This is a genomic window from Sporofaciens musculi (genome assembly GCF_009830285.1).
GTDB classification, from domain to species: Bacteria; Bacillota; Clostridia; order Lachnospirales; family Lachnospiraceae; genus Sporofaciens; species Sporofaciens musculi.
In genome coordinates, this window is sequence record NZ_WUQX01000001.1 from 4,687,161 (window position 1) to 4,705,670 (window position 18,510).

Sequence of the window (18,510 nt, forward strand, 5' to 3'; positions counted from 1 at the left end):
CTAATCGTCCGTCTTATAAAATCACGCCCTTTCTTTTCGGCTGGTAGGCTTTGTTACTTTCCCGAAAGTAACGCAAAAGCACTTTTGTCGGCTGTGCCAACAAAAATGCAACCTGCAGGCAGGTTTTGCGCTCTCCGAGGGGTGAGCGTGTGCCAGTGGCACACAAGCTGCGAACCGACCGAGTCGGCAGACGAGACAGAGCCGCCTTTGAAAAGGCGCTCTCTGCACTCTCCCCCAAACTTCAATATCGCTCACACCAAACCGAAAAAGAACATTGCAAGATTGCACTTGCCCTAAACATATGCAATGTTGCAACCTTAACAGTTACTCGCTTCTTTTTTTTCGGGAAGTTCCCAATACCACCCATTACCTTCCTTTATTGACTTAACGCCGAGAGATTTTTTTGCTTCGTCAAGCACTCTTTTTGAGATGCCGATATTCTGTGCTTTCTTTAATATAAGCTGCTGTTGATATTTTCCATCAGACAGGCAATCCATGATTAATTTCTCTGCTTGTTCGGATTTCTTTTCACGACTGATGCCGTTCAATAAATCATCAATGGAAATGTCATAATGACCTTTCCACACAAATCCAGTTTCTTTATTCAATTCAAAAGCAATGGGCTCGCCCTCAGGCGCAAGGGAAGATTTTTCGTGCGCAACTACCCGCACTTCCTTGTTTTCCTTGAGCCTGCCGACAATGAGCACGCTTCGTGCCGTTGCTTGGAAGTCAATTGAGCCAAGCCCTCTGTAATTTGCTTTGCCGCCCTGTGCTTTATTCAAGTGTCCGACAAGGATAACGGCGCACCCATATTTTTCTGCTACCCGTCCTAACTGCGAAAGGACATTGCGGACTTCGTTTGCCCTGTTCATATCAATTTGGGAGCCGATATACGCTTGTACAGGGTCTAAAATAATTACCTTTGCGCCCGTTTCAATAATTGCCTGTTCAATTCTTTCATCAAGCATTGAGAGTGCGGCTTCCGACTCGTCAATCACCTTGATTTGCGTACAGTCTGCATTGGCTACAAGCAGACGGGGCTTAATTGTATCGCCAAGTCCATCCTCTGCGGTTTGGTAAATAATTCTTATCGGCTCACGCTCCGTATCATCACAAGGCAGTTTATCTCCCCTTGATAAGATAGCAGCTAACTGTAAAATCATCATTGTTTTTCCATCGCCGGGGTCTCCGTGGACAATGGTTATCTTTCCGTAAGGAATATACGGATACCAAAGCCACCCGACCTCGGTTGCAGGTATCTCGTCCATGTTCAAAATTTTAAGCTCAGCCATTGCAGCCACCGCCTTTTTCTACGAAAATATTGAATTTTTCGGTATTTAGGGTTATACTATTACTACTACATTTTTGAATTGGCTGCTCCGTATCTGCGCCAACAGATACAACAGGAGCAGTCACTTCTTTTTTATCCGTCATTTTCACATTCTCCTTTCAGACCGCCGAGGATAATAACAATCAATTCGATAATATCTAATAATTCGTTGTCAACGCTACCGCCTGCTTCAATTCTCTGTAATTCTGCAAGGACAGCGACAAGCTCGTTGCGGAGAGCCTTATACACCCTCGGATTGCCCTGCACTACTACGTCTTGGCATAAGAGCCGCCTTGTGATATAGTCCTGTTTGGTAAGCCCCGAAATCCGCACCGCTTTGTCAATCCGCTCACTTTCTTCGGGAGATACCCGAAAGGCGACAGTCTTGTTCCTCCAACGGTTGCAGTTGTCTAAATTTTTTGCCGACATATCAAAAACCCCCTTTCCCCAAATCGTCCAGTCTGTCTGCCATTTCCGCCTGCTTTGACGGAAACAGATGAGCGTACCTATAAGTGATTTCAATACTCTCATGCCCCACACGGTCAGCAATCGCCACCGCCGAGAATCCCATGTCAATCAATAAACTGATGTGGCTATGCCGCAAATCGTGAATCCGTATGCGTTTCACCCCTGCGGCTTTTGCGCCCCTGTCCATCTCGTGATGGAGGTAACTCTTTGTCACTGTGAAAATGCGGTCTTTCTTCTTTAAACCGTACAACATACCGATATATTCCTGCATTTCCTCGCATAGAAACTTCGGCATTTTGATTGTACGGTTGCTCTTTTTTGTTTTCGGAGAAGTAATCACATCTTCCCCATGCAGACGCTGATAGGATTTGTTAATCGTGACTGTTTCCTTATCAAAATTGAAATCAGCAGCGGTCAAAGCTAATAATTCACCCTCTCGGATTCCGCACCAATAGAGCATTTCAAAGGCGTAAAAGGAAACTGGCTTGTCCATCATTTCATCCGCAAACCTCTTATATTCTTCTTTCGTCCAGAACAGCATTTCCTTGTGTTCCTCACTCCCCATGTTCCCTGCCTTTGCCGCAGGATTGGAGCGGAGGTCATAATACCGTACTGCATGGTTGAAGATAGCGGAAAGCTGGTTATGGACGGTTTTCAGATACGTCTGCGAATAGGGATTACGTTTTTCATCACGGTAGGCAAGCAGCTCATTCTGCCATGCGATGATTTCCTTTGTGCCAATCCCGCTAATTTTCATCTTTCCAAAATACGGAAGAATCTTCGTCCGAATGATATGCTCCTTTGTCAGCCAAGTGTTTTCTTTCAATCTGTTCTTTACATCATTCGCATAAAGATCTGTAAAGGCTTCAAAGTCCATGTCAAGGTCAGCGGAATTTTGCAACTGGAATTTCCTCTCCCATTCCTGCGCCTCCCGCTTTGTGGCAAATCCACGCTTGCACTTCTGCTTGCGCTCCCCTTTCCAGTTCACATACCGAGCCATCACATACCATGTGCCGTTGCCCTCATTCTTAAATACTGGCATTTACTCCATCTCCTTTCCCTGTTTCTCTCCTGCTCCGTAGAGCCTTTCTTGAAAATACTGGCGGTTTACTCTCCCTGCAATCGTGATAAACCCCTGCTCCTTCAGCTCGTCATTTAATTTCTTGATGAGTTTATAGGCATAAGGCTTTGATACGGAAAGCTCCTGCGCCACCTCGTCCACACGGATAAATTTGTTGTCCATACAACCTCTCCTTTCTCTTTCTAAGCGTTTTTTGCTTAATCCACAATACTAAACATTTTTGCTACTGTCAATAGGCTTACAAGAAAATATTAAACTTTTTTGTTTCGCTTATGCTTGATTTTTTCTAAACATATATGCTATACTCCTTATAAACATACGAACAAGGAGTGAAACATTATGGCGATTGGAGAAAGAATACATTTTTTCCGCATCATGCGGGGCATGACACAGAAATACCTTGGTATGCTTGTCGGTTTTCCCGAACGGAGCGCAGACGTGCGTCTGGCACAGTACGAAACAGGCTCTCGTAAGCCAAAAGCAGAGCTTACTGCTGCACTGGCACAGGCTTTGGACGTTGCACCGCAAGCACTGGACATACCCGACATTGACAGCTACATCGGGCTTATGCACACCTTATTTACCCTAGAGGACATTTACGGTCTTACCGTCAGTGAATCAGACGGTGAAATTTGCTTAAAAGTCAACAAAAACAAAAATAAGGATGCCGCCGAACTGCTGAAAATGCTCTCTGCTTGGAAAGAACAAGCAGACAAGCTCTCTGATGAGGAAATCAGCAGGGAAGATTACGACCAGTGGCGGTACAATTATCCGAAATTTGACACCACGCAGCATTGGGCGAAAATTCCCTCTAAAGAATTAAGTGATGCCTTAGTTGAAACATTCAACGACCGATTAAAAAATTAATACATGGAGGTATGCAAATGAGCCAAATATACAACTTCATAAAAGAATGTGGTACATTTTTTGTATTAACTTTTAATAATGACTTTCCAGCAGGCAGACCGTTTGGCGCAATTATGGAATACAATAACAACTTATACATTTCCACCTCGGACACAAAATCAGTTTATAAACAGCTTGCCAAACATAACAAAATTCAGATAGTCGCACTGAAAAACGGTACACGGGACTGGGTAAGGGTAAGCGGCATAGCAACCGAATGTGTTGAACCAACCATCAAGAAAAGGATGTTAGAGGAATGTCCTGTATTAACAAAACACTTTTCTTCGGCAGATGCTCCCCATTACAGCCTCTTTCAAGTTGAAATCGTAAACAGCGAATTTTATTCGTAAGCGACAAAAAACGCCCTCAGCCATGAGTTCCTACCCACAGCTAAGGGCGTTTCTAATATGGATTTATGCCAGCCGTCCAAACCTCTTGCAAATCATTCCCCCACCAACAAACCACTTGACAGCAAGAATAATCGCACGCAAACGACTGTTATCAATTTGTTATCAAAAGACCTTTCCAAAGTCCGCAAACCCGCATAAACACTGGGTTTACTAAGCATTTTTGTTTATTCGAACTCCTCGGCGGATAGCTTGAACTGGCTGTTTTTTCCTCATTTTTCAAGCACTTATTATCCATATTATTCAAAAATTGCTCTCTTTTTTGTGCCGGTCTAAATTTTTAGAGCCAAAATAGAGCCAATCGAAACCACCATATATCCCTTATTTACATGGTGCAAGCATCATATATCTTAATTTGTTATATCACAAGACATCAACCCCTAGATAAAAATTGCAGATACAAATTTATAATATCGACTATTATATGGGGTTCCAATACTAACAACTAATATAGCTCTTTCAAATTTACTTCCGCTTCGAATTGAATAAAATTTTTGGTCAGTTACAGACATGTTTTCATACTCTGTTCCTTGATAAATAAACTTCGCTTTTGTTTTAGGTTTTCCATAAGGATTCTCCTCTTGAGTAATGACCAAATCGAATACCTCAACTATAATCAAAGAATACCCAACTGTATTCACTCGTGCCTCTGTGATATATCCATAATCATTTCCCAAAATATTTCTTTTTCTTTCTAATGGATGAATTTTCAGCACCTCATCAAGAGTCATTCTTCCTTTTATCTCAATATATGTATCCAAATCAAGCAAAACATTTTCTGGTTGAACACAATCATTACACATTCCCAGTATAGGTACATCTATGACATCTAGAACTTCAACACTTCTACCGTCCTCACAAATTAAATCATTGTCTGATACAGCACCATGACTTGCTTCATCTTCTGTCACAAGTCTTACCCAACCACCATTACTCAAATCAATACCTGCAACACAGTTATTGCCATATTTAGACGATTTTGTTAATACTACCATTCTAATGTTCCCCATAATGCATATCCTCCTATGTCATATATGAACAATTCTATTTTCTAATTCTTCATTCAAAGCTTCTGCCAACAATCTCCTGTGACAACATTCGGGTGTTGGTTCCGAACACAACAATAGCACATTATCATATTTAAGATATTTAGTTTTAAAAATATCTAAAACGTTTCTTCTTTTTATTAACTCATTGTATTCAACCTCATACTTTTCCCAACTTATTTGCTCTTTTTTATAACGATCCAGTATATCTTTCGTTGGTGCAAATTGAATTTCATGACTATATTCACAATTACAAATTTCTTTTAAGAAGAAAGCAATATCTCGTCCTTTTGTAAAACCAGCTAGTTGAGATTGATTATTCAATCTAACATCTATTAGCATTTCTATATGATGCTCCCGAATCAAATTAAAAAAATCTTTTGCACTCTTTTGGGTAAAACCCATTGTGAAAATTTGCATACCTAATTTTCTCCCTATACAATAGCTCTTTCTTTTTGTTTTAAATGGTAACCGATTTCTTTATTTCGTTCTCGATAAGCTAATTTTATATTCTCTTCATCGCTTACGGGATCATTATAATCAAATAGCGATAACTGTGCTCTATCTGGAAAATATTTATTTAATAATCTCCTATCCAATTCCTGCTGTGTTTGGAACTTCCCATTTGGAAGAATATGTTTTACATCAATCCCCTCTAAAGAAAACGCCCTTGCCACCATAATAGCTCTATGACAATCAATGGGATCTTTCTCTGTACACATCAACACTATATTATTTCCTCTTTCTAATCCTAATTTTACACTTTCCATGCCTTTGACAAATAAATCTGAATGCGAATTCTTTTCAAAGTCCAAATATCCTTCCTCACTGTACAAATTAATATTATCTGGTCTTGCACCAAAAATTTACCCATAAAAAGTACTTTACCCCTTTTGTAAATAATAAATTCTCAAGTTGTTCCTTATTGAATGTTTCCGCATATTTTGAATATGGAGTACTTCTTACGTCAAGCAAATAATTTATCTCAAACTTTTTTAGCAAATTTGCAAAATATTCAAATTCAAATCGAGAATGCCCCACCGTATATAACAATCCCATTATTACACCTCTTTAAGATCATTTTGCTTACAATTATATTCTTTACCTATAAATTATCAATGATAGACTATCTTGTCGATAAGCCAAAGCAGATATTACCTACCCCTATGCTTCTCTTTCCTTTTCTGCTGTTTCAATTCAAACTTCCGCTGTTTCTCTAATTCCCGTTGTTCTCGGCTCACTGTCTTACGTTCAGTTTTTAACTGCTCCTGCTGTAATTTCAAAGCCTGTTGCGATTTTGTACCTATCCCGGTATTCTGTACCTGTTTCCGTACTTCACGTTGTATCCGTTTAGGATTGCGACCAGCTTCTTTTACATCAGTTGCCACAGCCGGACTAAATCTTAACCGATAGTAATTTTTCAGAATGAACTCATAAACCTCATAGTCTTTGGGTTCTGCCCCGAATGTAACCTTACACACAGATAGCTTTCCATCTGATACACGTTCAAACACTCCCACCCAAAACGGTTCTTCAAAAAATACTGTCAATTTCCCCGATACTTTGTCCATAACAAATCCTCCTTAAAATAATTGTGATGAACAAAGAACGGACGACCCTAAGGAGGGAGGGCTACTTACACCAAATCGGTGCGACTGGACTACCTACCAGTTCTGCAAGATTACCTTGCGTTGTGTTTTTATCTTTGCCTCTATATATTACCACATAAACGCCCATTTTTCCACAAAAATGTGGCAATCCACCTATAACTGCAAACTGCCATATTATCATTCCCCTTGTCTGCTCTAACTTACATGGTGCTAGCACCATGTACTAACCATTACCAAAAGGAACATTATCTTTGCCACAGCCTACTTCCTATAACCATACTCCCCAATCCCCATAATTAAATGTCCCACTTCCTTGATGAAGTTTTCCGTCTGCCTTGAGATTTCTAAACGCTTCCCGCATACGAATTAGGATTTCCGATTCTATATCCAGTGAATGGTGTGCAGGAAATACTTCCTTTACAGGCAATGCCGCAACTTTTTCCAAAGAATCAAGGTATGCTTCCGGGTCAGTAGACGGATAATAAGCGAACAGAATATCTTTATAAACCAAATCGCCAGTAAATAAATATCCCCTGCTTTTTTCCCAAAAGCACATATGCCCCGGAGAGTGTCCGGGAGTATGCAGCACTTCAATTTCCCTACCGCCAATATCAATGATGTCATGGTCTGTCTGCACTTTTGTTGGCATACCTTGAAACAATTCATAATCGTTCACGCAAAACCCTTCGGGTAAATCACAGCGGTCTATGACCATCTCTCTTATTGTTTCGATTGATAAAGGGAATTTACCATTCAACCAATCCAATTCATCAGCATGGGCATAAAAATCCGGGAAATACTTATGCCCTCCAATATGATCCCAATGAATATGCGTTGCTACTGCCGTAATTGGTTTATCGGTAAGTTTCAGCACTTCTTCATAGATATTGGAAATGCCAAGCCCCGTATCAATAAGCAAACTTCGGGTATTTCCATTCAACAGATAGCAATGCGTTTCCTCCCAATGGCGGTATTCACTGATAATATATGTATTTGCATCAATTTTATCTATTATAAACCAGTTATCCACTACTCTACGTTCCTTAAAATCCCAATGAATTTATAGTTTTCCTATCTCTGCCAAAGAATTTTGAATATCCTTATAGACCAGTGACTGCATACTTTCTGCATAAATAGATATATCCGCTTTTTGTAATGCCGTAACAATATCTTCCTTTAATTCCGGCTTATTTTTTGCTATCATAGGTAGCAATTTTATACATTGTCTTGCCGTTATCGGCTTAACATCTTCTATATGCTTCAAATATTTGTCTATGATTTCATCAATTTTATTATCTTTATCCCATTTAGCGTTGTATGCAATCAGCGTAAACCCTCTTGTCCGAATGTAAGAATTATCACTGTCAATCATATTGGCTAACTTATCCATATAACAATATACCTTGTCTGATTCCTCACATTCCTTTTGCAACATCTGTAATGCTTTGTATGCTGTATTATTATTTTTGTCAAATAACAGCGTAAAATTATCCTCAACATTTATTTCCATGCTGTTTCATCTCCCATATCTTTAATCATGCTTTCGATTATAGCACTTTCTCTCTGTATCTGCCACTATAAAATACAGGGCATAGCAACCGCCACGCCCCATATTTTTTATCGTTCCAACGATTTTTCTATCTTGTATTTCTGCCCTTTCAAATCGTTCTGTTTCTCATACAGATTATTGCGCTCTTTGCAGAGTTCTTTCATGCGCTCCAACTGCGCCCGTACTCCCTCCCTGCAATCCGGCTCTATCTTCTTATATTCCCCGGTCAGATTGCGGATTATATTATTGTTTTCTTTTATCTGTTCCGACAAACATACCCAGTCTATTAGATTTTGCACTTCTTTGTCCGTTTCGTAAAGGTCTGTATCTGCCACGATTTTAGCGCACAGCCGTATCATAACTTTTTTCTCCATATCCGTCATATCCTATCAATCCCCTTTCCTATCGGCTTATTTCAAAGGCACGTTTCGGGCGTTTCTTTGACCATTCTGCCTGCTCTAATGCCTTTGACCGTTCCACTATCGACTGTACCTGTTCCCTGCCGAAATGCCGCTCCAAACGCCCCAAATCAGACACTTTTTCCTGCAAACGGTCTATGGTGTCACTCTGTTCCATAACCTTGTCCGTCAAGCGGCTAATCTGTTTCTTCTGTCCGTCCACTTTGGCGGTCATCTTCTTTCCCTGCTCCGTAAGCTGTACGCACTTGATAGTCAGATTTTTAACGACTTCTTTCAATTTCTCCACAAGCGGTAAAGCCTTTTTATCCCTATATGCTTTTGCGCTCATCAATGCCCCCGGTTCTGCCAACTGCCATTTCACATCTTCGTCATAAGCGTGGATATTGCGCTCCATGATTTCCTTTGACTGAACCATTTTGTTAAGTTCCTGCTGTAACTTTTTCTGCTGCTTCTCCAACTTTTCATTTTCAGACAGCAGCTTTTCTTTATCCTCTGTCAGCGTTTCCGTCTGTTCTTTCAACAGATGATTTATTGTGGTAAGTTCCGATACTTCCTGCCGGATTGCTTCTCCCTCTTTCCGTATCTGTTCCGTTTCCTGTCCTGCCGTCATCTGCTGATGAAGAATATCGGATAATTCCTCTTTACTGCCGGAGATTGTCTGCTCCAGTTCCGCAACTTCTTTTGCACGTTCCTTTTTCTCAAAATCCAAAACAGATAAATGCTTCTCATGTGTTCCCTTTTTCTCCCACTCAATACCATGTTGCAACATAATCTCCGCAAGCCGTTCTTTCTCTGCCGCTACCCACTGATTTCGCTCTGTTTCGCTCCTTGTGCCGCCTTTGAAACCAAGTTCTGCCAGTGCCTTTTTTAATGATACCCTCGTACCAAGCCCTCTCTTGCTTCCAGTCGTATAGGGTATAAAATCTATATGCAGATGTGGCGTGGCTTCGTCCATGTGGAGATGTGCCGAAAAAACCCTTAACGTAGGATTGCGCCGCTGAAAGTCCTGCATATATTTATCAAGTATTTTTGCCGCAAGCTGTCCGTCCTCTGTCTTTGCCCCCATATCGTCCTTGTTGCCTATCTGCAAAATAATCTCATGGAATGGCTTCTCCTGTTTGCCGGAACAGATTTTTTCATAATAATCATCAATCTTGCGGTCATTTCTTGTCTGCTTCTCATTGTACCGGGCGAGTGCTTCATCAAATAATTCATGGTATACGTCTTTGATATTTTCGTTACAGTATTCCACATTCATACAACTCCGCTCCGGGTCAGTGTTCTTTGCATGGAATTTTCTGCTGTTATGGTTGACAGAGCCTTTCCCTGTCATAACGCTGATAGTCCGCTTCAATCAATTCCCCTTTCTCCCTGTCGGGTAATGAGCGCCGGATACGGCGCATAGCCTTTGTTACTTTCTGCGAAAGTAACGCAAAAGCACTTTCGACAGGCTACGCTCTATCAAAAGTGCCTTTGCGCCCTGCCGGGGGCTTTCCGTCCTGCGGACGGTGGGTGGCTTTTCGCCGCCTTGATACTGCCGCTTTCCGGCTTTCTCCCAACACCGCAACAATGCAATGTCTATAATTTTTGCAACCTTGCAATCTTCAAGAATGCAATTCCAAGACTGCAAAATTCTAATATCCTGCATTGTTGCGCTGTTACCTTGCCTGTCCGTCACTGTTTGATTTTATCCAGTTCCCAATACCATGTATTATTTATCCGCTTCGCCCGGACACCTAACTCTTTTTTCGCATTTTCCAGTGTCCGCTTCGATATGCCCTGCTCGTCTGCAAGACTCAAAATCTCATTGCTCTGCATGGCATTGTTTGTTTCTGCCAGTTCCCGAAGTAACCGTTTCGCCTGTTCCATTTTATTTGCTTTTGGAGCAATGCCGCCTAACACTTCATCAGCGGTAATCTCATAATCTCCAAGCCATTGAAAACCGCCCTCCGACAATGCAAACGCTTTCGGGTGTCCGAACGCCGCAAGGTTATTTTTTATCTGTACCACAGCCCTTGTATTTTCTTCCCCCTCTACCCTGCCGACTAAGAGAACGCTTCTAGCGACTGCAAAGAAATCAATCGAACCCATTCCCCGGTATGCTGCCTTATTTCCTGCCGCCTTGTTCATATGCCCGACAAGCACAATCGCACACTGGTATTTCTCTGCCAGTGCCGCTAATTTCTTCGTCATATCTCTTGCTTCGTTTGCCCGGTTCATATCCATACCGCCGCCCAAATAGGCTTGTATCGGGTCTAAAATCAGCAGCTTTGCACCTGTCTTTATAACGGCTTCTTCCAGCCGTACATCTATCATGGAAAGAGATTTTATTCTTTCGTCAATGACAGAGATTTTCTCACAGTCTGCCCCTGCCTGTTCTAACCGGGGCTTTACCGTATCCGCAAGCCCGTCCTCTGCACTCTGATAGATTACATTCAAAGGCTCTGTCAGTTTCATTTCATTGTCTAAGCCCCCTCCTTTTGACAATTTCGCCGCTATGTTCAGTACAAAAGTTGTCTTTCCATCGCCCGGATCGCCTTGAACAATAGTCAGCTTGCCATAAGGGATAAACGGAAACCACAGCCAAGAAACTTCCTGTGACTGTATCTCCGACAATTTAATCAACTGTAATTCTGTTTTTGTTTCTTCCATAATGCCCTCCATTTCTGAAAAATCGTTGTCACTGGAAGAAACCTCTGCTATACTGATATTGTGATATTGATAACAGAGGTTTTCCAGTTATCACAGCCCTAACAGTTGCTGCTGTCGGGGCTTTTTTCTTCTCCGTTGGTGTTGCCCTGCCACAGATATTTTGCTCCGTCCAACACCCACAGGATTGCTTTCAGCATATCAAGACAATCATTCCGCATATCTTCCAATCCCTCCGGCGTTAAATCTACCTCTGTCTTTTCAAACTGTTCCGTTACTTCCCGGATATTTGTCTGCATTATCTTTAGTTCCTCTACCAACTGGTAAACCAGTTCTTTTTTGCCAACCACGCACACCCGGTTATAGATACAGGAACGGACAAAATAATCTTTCTTAGAAAGTCCGCTTGCCAAAATCTTTGCTTCGATTTCTTCCCTCTCTCTGGGGGAAATACGAAAGCTGATTGTCGGGTATTTATGCACTCCGCTCATTCTTCTTCCTCCCTGCTGTTTTCAATCTCCAATTTATCTGCAAGCTCTCCCTGCTTATTGGGATATAAATGTGAATAAGTATTTAATGTTGTTTCGATTTTCTCATGCCCCAAGCGTTCCGCAATCGCTAAAGGTGTAAAACCCATTTCCACGAGTAACGAAGCGTGGGAATGACGAATATCGTGCAAGCGTATTCTTTTTACTCCCGAAGCCTTGATACCTCTGACAATCTCATGCTCCATATAGGATTTTGTAAAACGGAACATTCTTTCGTCTGCCATAATTCCGTATAGATGCGAAGTATATTCTTTTAATTCCTCTGCTAAAAATGGCGGTATCGTTATGATGCGTTTACTCTTTGGCGTTTTGGGTGGTGTGATAATGTCCCTGCCCTCTATGCGCTGATAAGATTTGTTTACGGAAATAGTGCGCTTCTCCAAATCAATATCATTATAGGTTATAGCAAGTAATTCCCCAATCCTCATGCCCGTCCAATAAAGGAGTAGGAACGCCATTTTTGTTTCCGGCTTGTTCTCCACAGTCACAAGAAACTGCTTAAATTCCTGTTTCGTCCAAAACTCCTTTTCCCCGGCGTGGCTCTTTCCAATACTCCCGGCTTTCCGGCAAGGATTGTCTTTCAAGTCATAATACCGAACCGCATAATTGAAGATAGCCGATAACTGATTATTGACCGTTTTCAGATACGTTTCCGAATATCCCTTTTTCATCAGTGCATTTTGCCATGCCCGAATGTCGGAAGCCTTAATCTCATTCATATTCTTTTTCTTGAAATACGGAATGATTTTCAAGTCAATAATGAATTTCTTTGTACGCATGGTATTTTCACGCAGACGGTGTTCCATATCCTCATAATAGATTTGTACGAAGTTCTCAAAATTAATGTCTAAATTCCTCTGTTGCTGTTGCAGGAAGTCACGTTCCCACTGTTCCGCTTCCGCTTTTGTCTTAAATCCCCTCTTGTTCTTCTTGTGGCTTACGCCCTGCCAGTCCTTATAATAGAACTGGCAACGCCACATCTTTCCGTCCCTTGTCGCTGACATAAAATCTCTCCTTTCCTACATGGCTACGGTCAAACCGTAGAATTTTTCTTCAAAGTATTTTGTCGGGACTTTGCCGCAGATTGTCCGATAGCCTTTTGCTTTCAGTTCCTCATTCAGCCCCCGGATAATCTTGTAGGCATAGCCCGTTGATACACCAAGCATTTCAGCCGCTTCCTCTGCCGTTACATACATTTTCTTTCCATTCTCCATATAGTCCTGTCCTTTCTCTTTTTATTTCAGGTACACATATGTGACCTTTGTACTTCTATTATACGGTACACTTTTGTGAACGTCAAGTATTTATTTCAAATTTTTATACACAAATGTGTCCTAATGTGATAGAATTGAACTAAGCACTAACGAAAATCACATAAATTGGAGGTATTGGCATGACTACCGGGGAAAAGATTAAACACTTTCGGAATTTGCGTGGCATATCACAGGAAACGCTCGGACAGCTTTCCGGCATCAATTCCGCCACAATTAAAAAGTATGAGTATGGCATCCGCAATCCCAAGCCCGACCAACTGATGAAAATTGCAAATGCTTTGGGTATCAGTATCAATGTTTTCATGGATTTTGATATAGAAACGGTATCAGATGTATTGTCTTTGATTTTGAAAATGGACGAACAATTAGATATGGACTTTGAAGCAGAGAGGTACGAGGACGGAAGTTTCAATCCCGCTACAATCAAAATATCCTTTAAGAACTCCCTGCTCAATCATAAGTTGGGTGTATACATGAAAGCAAGGGAATTGCAGGAGAACCTTTTGAATGATACAGAACGCTTCTCGTCAGAGGAAGAACACCAACGGGCGATTGAAGCACTATCAAAAGATTTGGACGCTGTTAAGCAGAGTATTCTTGATGATAGTAAGATTGTTAAAAAAGGTGTTCGGGGAATATCCGTTAAAATATATCCCGAAAATGAATGAGAAAAATTTTGTGCAAAAAGTATTGACTTCCACGTAACGTGATACTGTATTCTTTTCTCATAGGAGCAGAATAGATATAAGCCGGCAATCTCTGTCTTGCTTCTTCACAAATTTAAGGAGCTGATAAGAATGCGAACCATAAGCCAAGTTGCAAAATTAACAGGCATAAGCACACGAACACTACAATACTATGATGAGATTGGATTGTTAAAGCCAAGCGAATTGACCGAATCCGGCTATCGCCTGTATGATGATGAAGCCTTGCAAAAGCTACAACAAATCCTGTTTTTTAAAGAATTAGGATTTAAGCTGAAAGAGATTAAAGAAATTCTGCAAAAACCAGACTTTGATAGAATTAAGGCTTTCAAAAGGCAAAAAGAGTTGCTTCTGCTGAAACGCAATCGGACAGACAGACTTATACAGCTTCTTAGCCGCTTAGAGAAAGGAGAACAATGTATGAGTTTTAAGGAATTTGACCTGTCTGATTACATCGCCGCTTTGGAAGATTTTAAAAATAACAGCACTGATGATATTATCAAACATTGGGGAAGTATTGAAAATTTTGATATGTTTATTCAGAAAATCAAAGATGACGAAGCTAAATTAGCTAAACTCGCCATTCAGCAATTCGGCAGTATTGAAAAATACACCGAAGCCATGAAACATAATTTAGAGCATTTCTCTGAACTCATAGAAACACAATTAACGGAAGAAGTGAAAGAAATTGGAAAACAATCTGATATTCTGTATGGCAGACTAACCACCGATTTGTCAGAAGATGTTTCCTCCCCTAAAATACAATCCATTGTACACGAACTATTGCAGCTCATACAGAAAAACAGCACCAGCGTATCCCTCGATAAGCCCTATATCAATATTCTTATCGACACATTTTCAAGCGATTATATTAAAAGCATGACTGATAGTAAATATGGAAAAGGGGCTTCTGATTATATCGTAAAAGCGTTCCATTACTACTCGGAGAATAATGCTTCTGAAAACAATTAGAGCCATTTTAGAGCCAACAGGCATAAAGCAATCCCGGAAATGCCCATTTTATCAGCATTTCCGGGATTTTATCCGTTACTCGAACTCAATCGTCCCCGGCGGCTTACTCGTCAAATCATACATCACCCGATTCACCCCTTTAACCTCATTAATAATCCTCCCCATAATCCTTTGCAGCACCCCAAACGGAATCTCCGCCGCCTCCGCCGTCATAAAGTCAACCGTATTCACCGCCCGAAGCGCCACCGCATAATCATACGTCCGTTCATCCCCCATAACGCCGACACTCTGCATATTCGTAAGAGCCGCAAAATACTGTCCAATCCCCTGCGCAATCCCCGCCTTCTCAATTTCCTCTCGGTAAATCGCATCCGCATCCTGCACAATCCTTACCTTCTCCTCAGTCACTTCTCCAACAATCCGAACGCCAAGCCCTGGTCCCGGAAACGGCTGACGGAACACCAGATACTCCGGTATCCCAAGCTTAAGCCCTGCCTTCCTCACCTCATCCTTAAACAAATCCCGAAGCGGCTCAATAATCTCCTTAAAATCCACATAATCCGGCAGACCTCCCACATTATGGTGGGACTTAATCACAGCCGACTCCCCGCCAAGACCGCTTTCCACCACATCCGGATAAATCGTACCCTGCACCAGAAAATCCACCGCGCCAATCTTCTTCGCTTCCTCCTCAAACACACGGATAAATTCCTCCCCAATAATCTTCCGCTTTTCCTCCGGTTCGGATATCCCCGCCAGCTTATCATAAAATCTCTGCTGCGCATTGACACGGATAAAATTTAAGTCATAATCCCCCTTTGGACCAAACACAGCCTCCACTTCATCTCCCTCATTTTTCCGGAGCAGCCCATGATCCACAAACACACAGGTAAGCTGCGACCCAACAGCCTTTGACAGCAAGACCGCCGCCACGGAAGAATCCACCCCGCCCGACAACGCACAGAGAACCTTCCCGCTTCCCACCTTATGGCGAATCTGCTTCACAGATTCCTCCACGAATGAATCCATCCGCCAATCACCTGCACATCCACACACATTTAACACAAAATTAGACAGCATCTTCGTCCCTTCCTCTGTATGCAGCACCTCCGGATGGAACTGAAGCGCATACAATCCGGCATCCACATTCTCCGCCGCCGCCACAGGACAATCCGCTGTATGGGCAGTAATCTCGAAGTCCGGCGCCACCTTAAAAATAGTGTCAAAATGGCTCATCCAGCAAACCGTCTTTTCCGAAACATCCTGAAAGATTCTGGAATCACGCTTGTCTACCCAAACCTCCGTCTTTCCATACTCCCGCACATCCGCACGCGCCACCGTTCCTCCAAGCACATGCATCATGAGCTGCGCCCCATAGCAGAGTCCCAGAACGGGAATCCCAAGCTCAAAAAGCTCTCTGGAATAAGTCGGTGAATCCGCTTCATAACAACTGTTGGGCCCTCCTGTCAGGATAATCCCTTTAGGCTTCTTGGCCTTAATCTTCTCAAGCTCGGTCTTATAGGAATAAATCTCACAATACACATTACACTCCCTGACACGCCTCGCCACAAGCTGATTATACTGTCCGCCAAAATCCAACACAATCACTAATTCTCTTTTCACACACAATCCTCCTACTACAATATATTTATGGTAAATATCCCTAACAGCCAGTAAGGAATTGCCTCCCACCTCCGGCACAATCTAATTCATAACACAATCTAACCCATAACACACCCTAATTCATAGCACAATCTAATCCGTAACACAATCTAATTCAAACACAGTCTCCCGCACTCTCAAGCACTACACCTATCATAACGATGTCAGAAAAAGAAATTTGCTAAAACACCTACTACACCAAGGCCTGTTTCTTCCATCCCCCTCGGTAATACCGCACAATAAAGCACAAAGCACGAAATACCCAGTCAATGACCATCGCCACCCAGACGCCGAAGACTCCCATTCCCATATACTCTCCAAGCACATAACTGAAGATAACCCTGAACAGCCACATGGACACCATAGAAATAATCATACACGCCCTGGCATCTCCAGAAGCTCTGAACGTTGACGGAAGGGTAAATGACAACGGCCAAATCAACACAGAACTAATTCCATGGAAATAAATAATCTGCCTCGTCGCCTCCGCCGCGGCGTCCGACAGATGATACGCCTTAAGAATCAGCGGAAGAACAGCGAACACACTGAATGCCATCACAGCCGTACCGATATGCGTGATAATCATCAATTTTTTATTATAGTACTTCACCTGCTCATAATCTCCTGCACCCACGCATCTTGCAATGACTGTCGTGACTGCCAGATTAATGGCCATGCCAGGAAGAATCTGAATAAGCGCAATGGAATTTCCCACAGCATTGGCGGCTATAGCGTATGTACCAAAGGTGGAAACCAGACTTAAGACCAGAATCTTACCAAGCTGGAACATACTGTTTTCCAGGCCATTCGGCACTCCTACACTTAGAATCTTCTTCACATGGGACCAGTCCACCCGATACCGCCAGGTACGTTTAATATGCAGGGTCTGCTTCTCGTCACAGAGAAGAATAATGATAATAACCGCCGCAACAATTCGGGATACCAGCGTTGGGATTGCCACCCCTTCCGTCCCTCGGTGGAAGCCATAGATTAGAACCGCATTTCCTGCCACATTAATTATGTTCATAAGAATTGATATCTGCATAGACACTTTAGAATTGCCCATCGCTCGGAAAACTGCCGCCCCTGCATTATACAATGCCATAAACGGAATCGCCATAGTCACAATCATCAGGTAAATATCTGCATGGCCCATAACATCCGAATCAATCTTCCCGAATACGCCGTGCAGAATCAGATTCTTCCCTGCATATACCAATAGGGTAATAATTACAGCGCAAATCGTAATAAACCAAACAAGCTGCGTGGCAGATTCGCACGCCGCCTCCTTTCTCCTGTGCCCTAAGTATTGTCCTGCCACCACAGCGCCGCCTGTTGCCAACGCCGCAAAAATATTGATAAGCAGGACCATCACCTGGTCCACCAGCGACACGCCGGACACAGCCGCCTCGCCCACGCTGGCAATCATAATAGAATCCGCCATACCGACGAGCACAGCCAGAAGCTGCTCGACGACGAGCGGAATAATCAGGGCTACAAGAGACTTGTTATCAAAAAGATAACCACTCCTGTCTACTTTCATATGTTTATTCATAACAAAGACTCCTTCATCGCATATTATACGACGAGGAGTCCCCTTATACAAGTATCAAATTACTTTTACGCAGCAATAAATTCTTCTATGTCTTTACGGAGATCATCGCACTTTTCTTCGTAAACCGCCAGCTCAATCTCCTTATGGAAGCCTAGATTCATCAGCCCTAACAGAGATTTTGCATCAACTACATACTTGCCGCGTTTCATATCCATATTGTATGGATATTTTTCCACCTTCTGCACAAACTCTAAGATGTCGTCCGGATTCTGAAATACTACAATCATTTTGCTCATAACAACCTCTCCTTTTCAAAAACGATAATATCAT

Annotated in this window: 27 protein-coding genes; 4 read left to right on the top strand and 23 right to left on the bottom strand. The window is 42.2% G+C overall.

The window, feature by feature from the left end; all coding sequences use genetic code 11:
- Window positions 1-13: 13 nt before the first annotated feature.
- The 6 genes from GN277_RS23655 to GN277_RS23680 all read right to left on the bottom strand — a co-directional run bounded on the left by GN277_RS23655 (window position 14) and on the right by GN277_RS23680 (window position 3,041).
- The gene (locus GN277_RS23655; protein ID WP_159754589.1) at window positions 14-238 is read right to left on the bottom strand and encodes a hypothetical protein; all 225 of its coding nucleotides are present in this window, start codon (window positions 236-238) and stop codon (window positions 14-16) included.
- Window positions 239-317: 79 nt separating this feature from the next.
- The gene (locus GN277_RS23660; RefSeq protein ID WP_159754591.1) at window positions 318-1,292 is read right to left on the bottom strand and encodes an AAA family ATPase; all 975 of its coding nucleotides are present in this window, start codon (window positions 1,290-1,292) and stop codon (window positions 318-320) included.
- On the bottom strand, window positions 1,285-1,434 hold the full coding sequence (locus GN277_RS23665; RefSeq protein WP_159754594.1) for a hypothetical protein: 150 nt from the start codon (window positions 1,432-1,434) through the stop codon (window positions 1,285-1,287). The genes GN277_RS23660 and GN277_RS23665 overlap by 8 nt, the downstream gene beginning before the upstream one ends.
- Window positions 1,424-1,759, bottom strand: coding sequence for a plasmid mobilization protein (locus tag GN277_RS23670; RefSeq protein ID WP_159754597.1), 336 nt, complete (start codon window positions 1,757-1,759; stop codon window positions 1,424-1,426). Before GN277_RS23670 ends, GN277_RS23665 begins: the two co-directional genes overlap by 11 nt.
- Window position 1,760: 1 nt before the next feature.
- Window positions 1,761-2,840: a site-specific integrase gene (locus tag GN277_RS23675; protein WP_159754600.1), complete on the bottom strand. Its 1,080-nt coding sequence runs from the start codon at window positions 2,838-2,840 to the stop codon at window positions 1,761-1,763.
- Window positions 2,841-3,041 carry a helix-turn-helix transcriptional regulator gene (locus tag GN277_RS23680; RefSeq protein ID WP_159754603.1) on the bottom strand — a complete coding sequence of 67 codons (201 nt, stop codon included), beginning with the start codon at window positions 3,039-3,041 and terminating at the stop codon, window positions 2,841-2,843.
- Window positions 3,042-3,218: 177 nt separating this feature from the next.
- Here GN277_RS23680 and GN277_RS23685 point away from each other — a divergent pair, with 177 nt between their 5' ends.
- Both GN277_RS23685 and GN277_RS23690 read left to right on the top strand, forming a co-directional pair.
- Window positions 3,219-3,746, top strand: a complete 528-nt coding sequence (locus GN277_RS23685) for a helix-turn-helix domain-containing protein (protein ID WP_159754606.1) — start codon at window positions 3,219-3,221, stop codon at window positions 3,744-3,746.
- Window positions 3,747-3,763: 17 nt separating this feature from the next.
- Complete coding sequence (locus tag GN277_RS23690; protein ID WP_159754609.1) at window positions 3,764-4,135, top strand: pyridoxamine 5'-phosphate oxidase family protein; 372 nt, start codon at window positions 3,764-3,766, stop codon at window positions 4,133-4,135.
- 437 nt (window positions 4,136-4,572) lie between these two features.
- Here GN277_RS23690 and GN277_RS23695 read toward each other — a convergent pair whose 3' ends face one another.
- The 14 genes from GN277_RS23695 to GN277_RS23760 all read right to left on the bottom strand — a co-directional run bounded on the left by GN277_RS23695 (window position 4,573) and on the right by GN277_RS23760 (window position 13,227).
- On the bottom strand, window positions 4,573-5,202 hold the full coding sequence (locus GN277_RS23695; RefSeq protein ID WP_159754612.1) for a dual OB domain-containing protein: 630 nt from the start codon (window positions 5,200-5,202) through the stop codon (window positions 4,573-4,575).
- Between the two features lie 18 nt (window positions 5,203-5,220).
- Window positions 5,221-5,658, bottom strand: coding sequence for a DUF488 domain-containing protein (locus tag GN277_RS23700; protein WP_159754615.1), 438 nt, complete (start codon window positions 5,656-5,658; stop codon window positions 5,221-5,223).
- A gap of 14 nt (window positions 5,659-5,672) precedes the next feature.
- Window positions 5,673-6,074 (bottom strand): DUF488 family protein, encoded by a 402-nt coding sequence (locus tag GN277_RS31025; protein WP_159754618.1) that lies wholly within the window; start codon window positions 6,072-6,074, stop codon window positions 5,673-5,675.
- 7 nt (window positions 6,075-6,081) lie between these two features.
- Complete coding sequence (locus GN277_RS32500) at window positions 6,082-6,297, bottom strand: DUF488 family protein (RefSeq protein WP_159754621.1); 216 nt, start codon at window positions 6,295-6,297, stop codon at window positions 6,082-6,084.
- 95 nt (window positions 6,298-6,392) lie between these two features.
- The gene (locus GN277_RS23715; RefSeq protein ID WP_159754624.1) at window positions 6,393-6,809 is read right to left on the bottom strand and encodes a YjdF family protein; all 417 of its coding nucleotides are present in this window, start codon (window positions 6,807-6,809) and stop codon (window positions 6,393-6,395) included.
- A 307-nt stretch (window positions 6,810-7,116) separates the two neighbouring features.
- Window positions 7,117-7,878 (bottom strand): MBL fold metallo-hydrolase, encoded by a 762-nt coding sequence (locus GN277_RS23720; protein WP_159754627.1) that lies wholly within the window; start codon window positions 7,876-7,878, stop codon window positions 7,117-7,119.
- Between the two features lie 30 nt (window positions 7,879-7,908).
- Window positions 7,909-8,358: a SufBD protein gene (locus GN277_RS23725; RefSeq protein WP_159754630.1), complete on the bottom strand. Its 450-nt coding sequence runs from the start codon at window positions 8,356-8,358 to the stop codon at window positions 7,909-7,911.
- A 107-nt stretch (window positions 8,359-8,465) separates the two neighbouring features.
- Window positions 8,466-8,780 (bottom strand): hypothetical protein, encoded by a 315-nt coding sequence (locus tag GN277_RS23730; protein WP_204162785.1) that lies wholly within the window; start codon window positions 8,778-8,780, stop codon window positions 8,466-8,468.
- Between the two features lie 19 nt (window positions 8,781-8,799).
- Window positions 8,800-10,149 carry a plasmid recombination protein gene (locus GN277_RS23735; RefSeq protein ID WP_159757128.1) on the bottom strand — a complete coding sequence of 450 codons (1,350 nt, stop codon included), beginning with the start codon at window positions 10,147-10,149 and terminating at the stop codon, window positions 8,800-8,802.
- Window positions 10,150-10,227: 78 nt separating this feature from the next.
- Complete coding sequence (locus GN277_RS23740) at window positions 10,228-10,446, bottom strand: hypothetical protein (RefSeq protein ID WP_244324876.1); 219 nt, start codon at window positions 10,444-10,446, stop codon at window positions 10,228-10,230.
- Window positions 10,447-10,490: 44 nt separating this feature from the next.
- Window positions 10,491-11,468, bottom strand: coding sequence for an AAA family ATPase (locus GN277_RS23745; protein ID WP_159754635.1), 978 nt, complete (start codon window positions 11,466-11,468; stop codon window positions 10,491-10,493).
- A gap of 98 nt (window positions 11,469-11,566) precedes the next feature.
- A complete protein-coding gene (locus tag GN277_RS23750; RefSeq protein ID WP_159754638.1) occupies window positions 11,567-11,956 on the bottom strand; it encodes a plasmid mobilization protein in 390 nt (129 codons plus the stop codon).
- Entirely contained in the window at window positions 11,953-13,017 is a 1,065-nt protein-coding gene (locus GN277_RS23755) for a site-specific integrase (RefSeq protein ID WP_159754641.1), read from the bottom strand. The genes GN277_RS23750 and GN277_RS23755 overlap by 4 nt, the downstream gene beginning before the upstream one ends.
- A 15-nt stretch (window positions 13,018-13,032) precedes the next feature.
- On the bottom strand, window positions 13,033-13,227 hold the full coding sequence (locus GN277_RS23760; protein WP_004080072.1) for a MerR family transcriptional regulator: 195 nt from the start codon (window positions 13,225-13,227) through the stop codon (window positions 13,033-13,035).
- Between the two features lie 179 nt (window positions 13,228-13,406).
- On the opposite strand from GN277_RS23760, the gene GN277_RS23765 reads away from it, so the two are divergent.
- Both GN277_RS23765 and GN277_RS23770 read left to right on the top strand, forming a co-directional pair.
- Entirely contained in the window at window positions 13,407-13,955 is a 549-nt protein-coding gene (locus tag GN277_RS23765) for a helix-turn-helix domain-containing protein (RefSeq protein WP_159754644.1), read from the top strand.
- 129 nt (window positions 13,956-14,084) lie between these two features.
- Window positions 14,085-14,963 (top strand): MerR family transcriptional regulator, encoded by an 879-nt coding sequence (locus GN277_RS23770; RefSeq protein ID WP_159754647.1) that lies wholly within the window; start codon window positions 14,085-14,087, stop codon window positions 14,961-14,963.
- Between the two features lie 75 nt (window positions 14,964-15,038).
- Here the strand turns inward: GN277_RS23770 and guaA are convergent, their stop codons facing one another.
- The 3 genes from guaA to GN277_RS23785 form a co-directional block, all read right to left on the bottom strand.
- Entirely contained in the window at window positions 15,039-16,586 is a 1,548-nt protein-coding gene (gene guaA / locus GN277_RS23775) for a glutamine-hydrolyzing GMP synthase (RefSeq protein WP_159754650.1), read from the bottom strand.
- Between the two features lie 232 nt (window positions 16,587-16,818).
- Window positions 16,819-18,180, bottom strand: coding sequence for an MATE family efflux transporter (locus GN277_RS23780; protein ID WP_159754653.1), 1,362 nt, complete (start codon window positions 18,178-18,180; stop codon window positions 16,819-16,821).
- A gap of 65 nt (window positions 18,181-18,245) precedes the next feature.
- Window positions 18,246-18,476 (bottom strand): HPr family phosphocarrier protein, encoded by a 231-nt coding sequence (locus GN277_RS23785; protein WP_159754656.1) that lies wholly within the window; start codon window positions 18,474-18,476, stop codon window positions 18,246-18,248.
- Window positions 18,477-18,510: the final 34 nt, after the last annotated feature.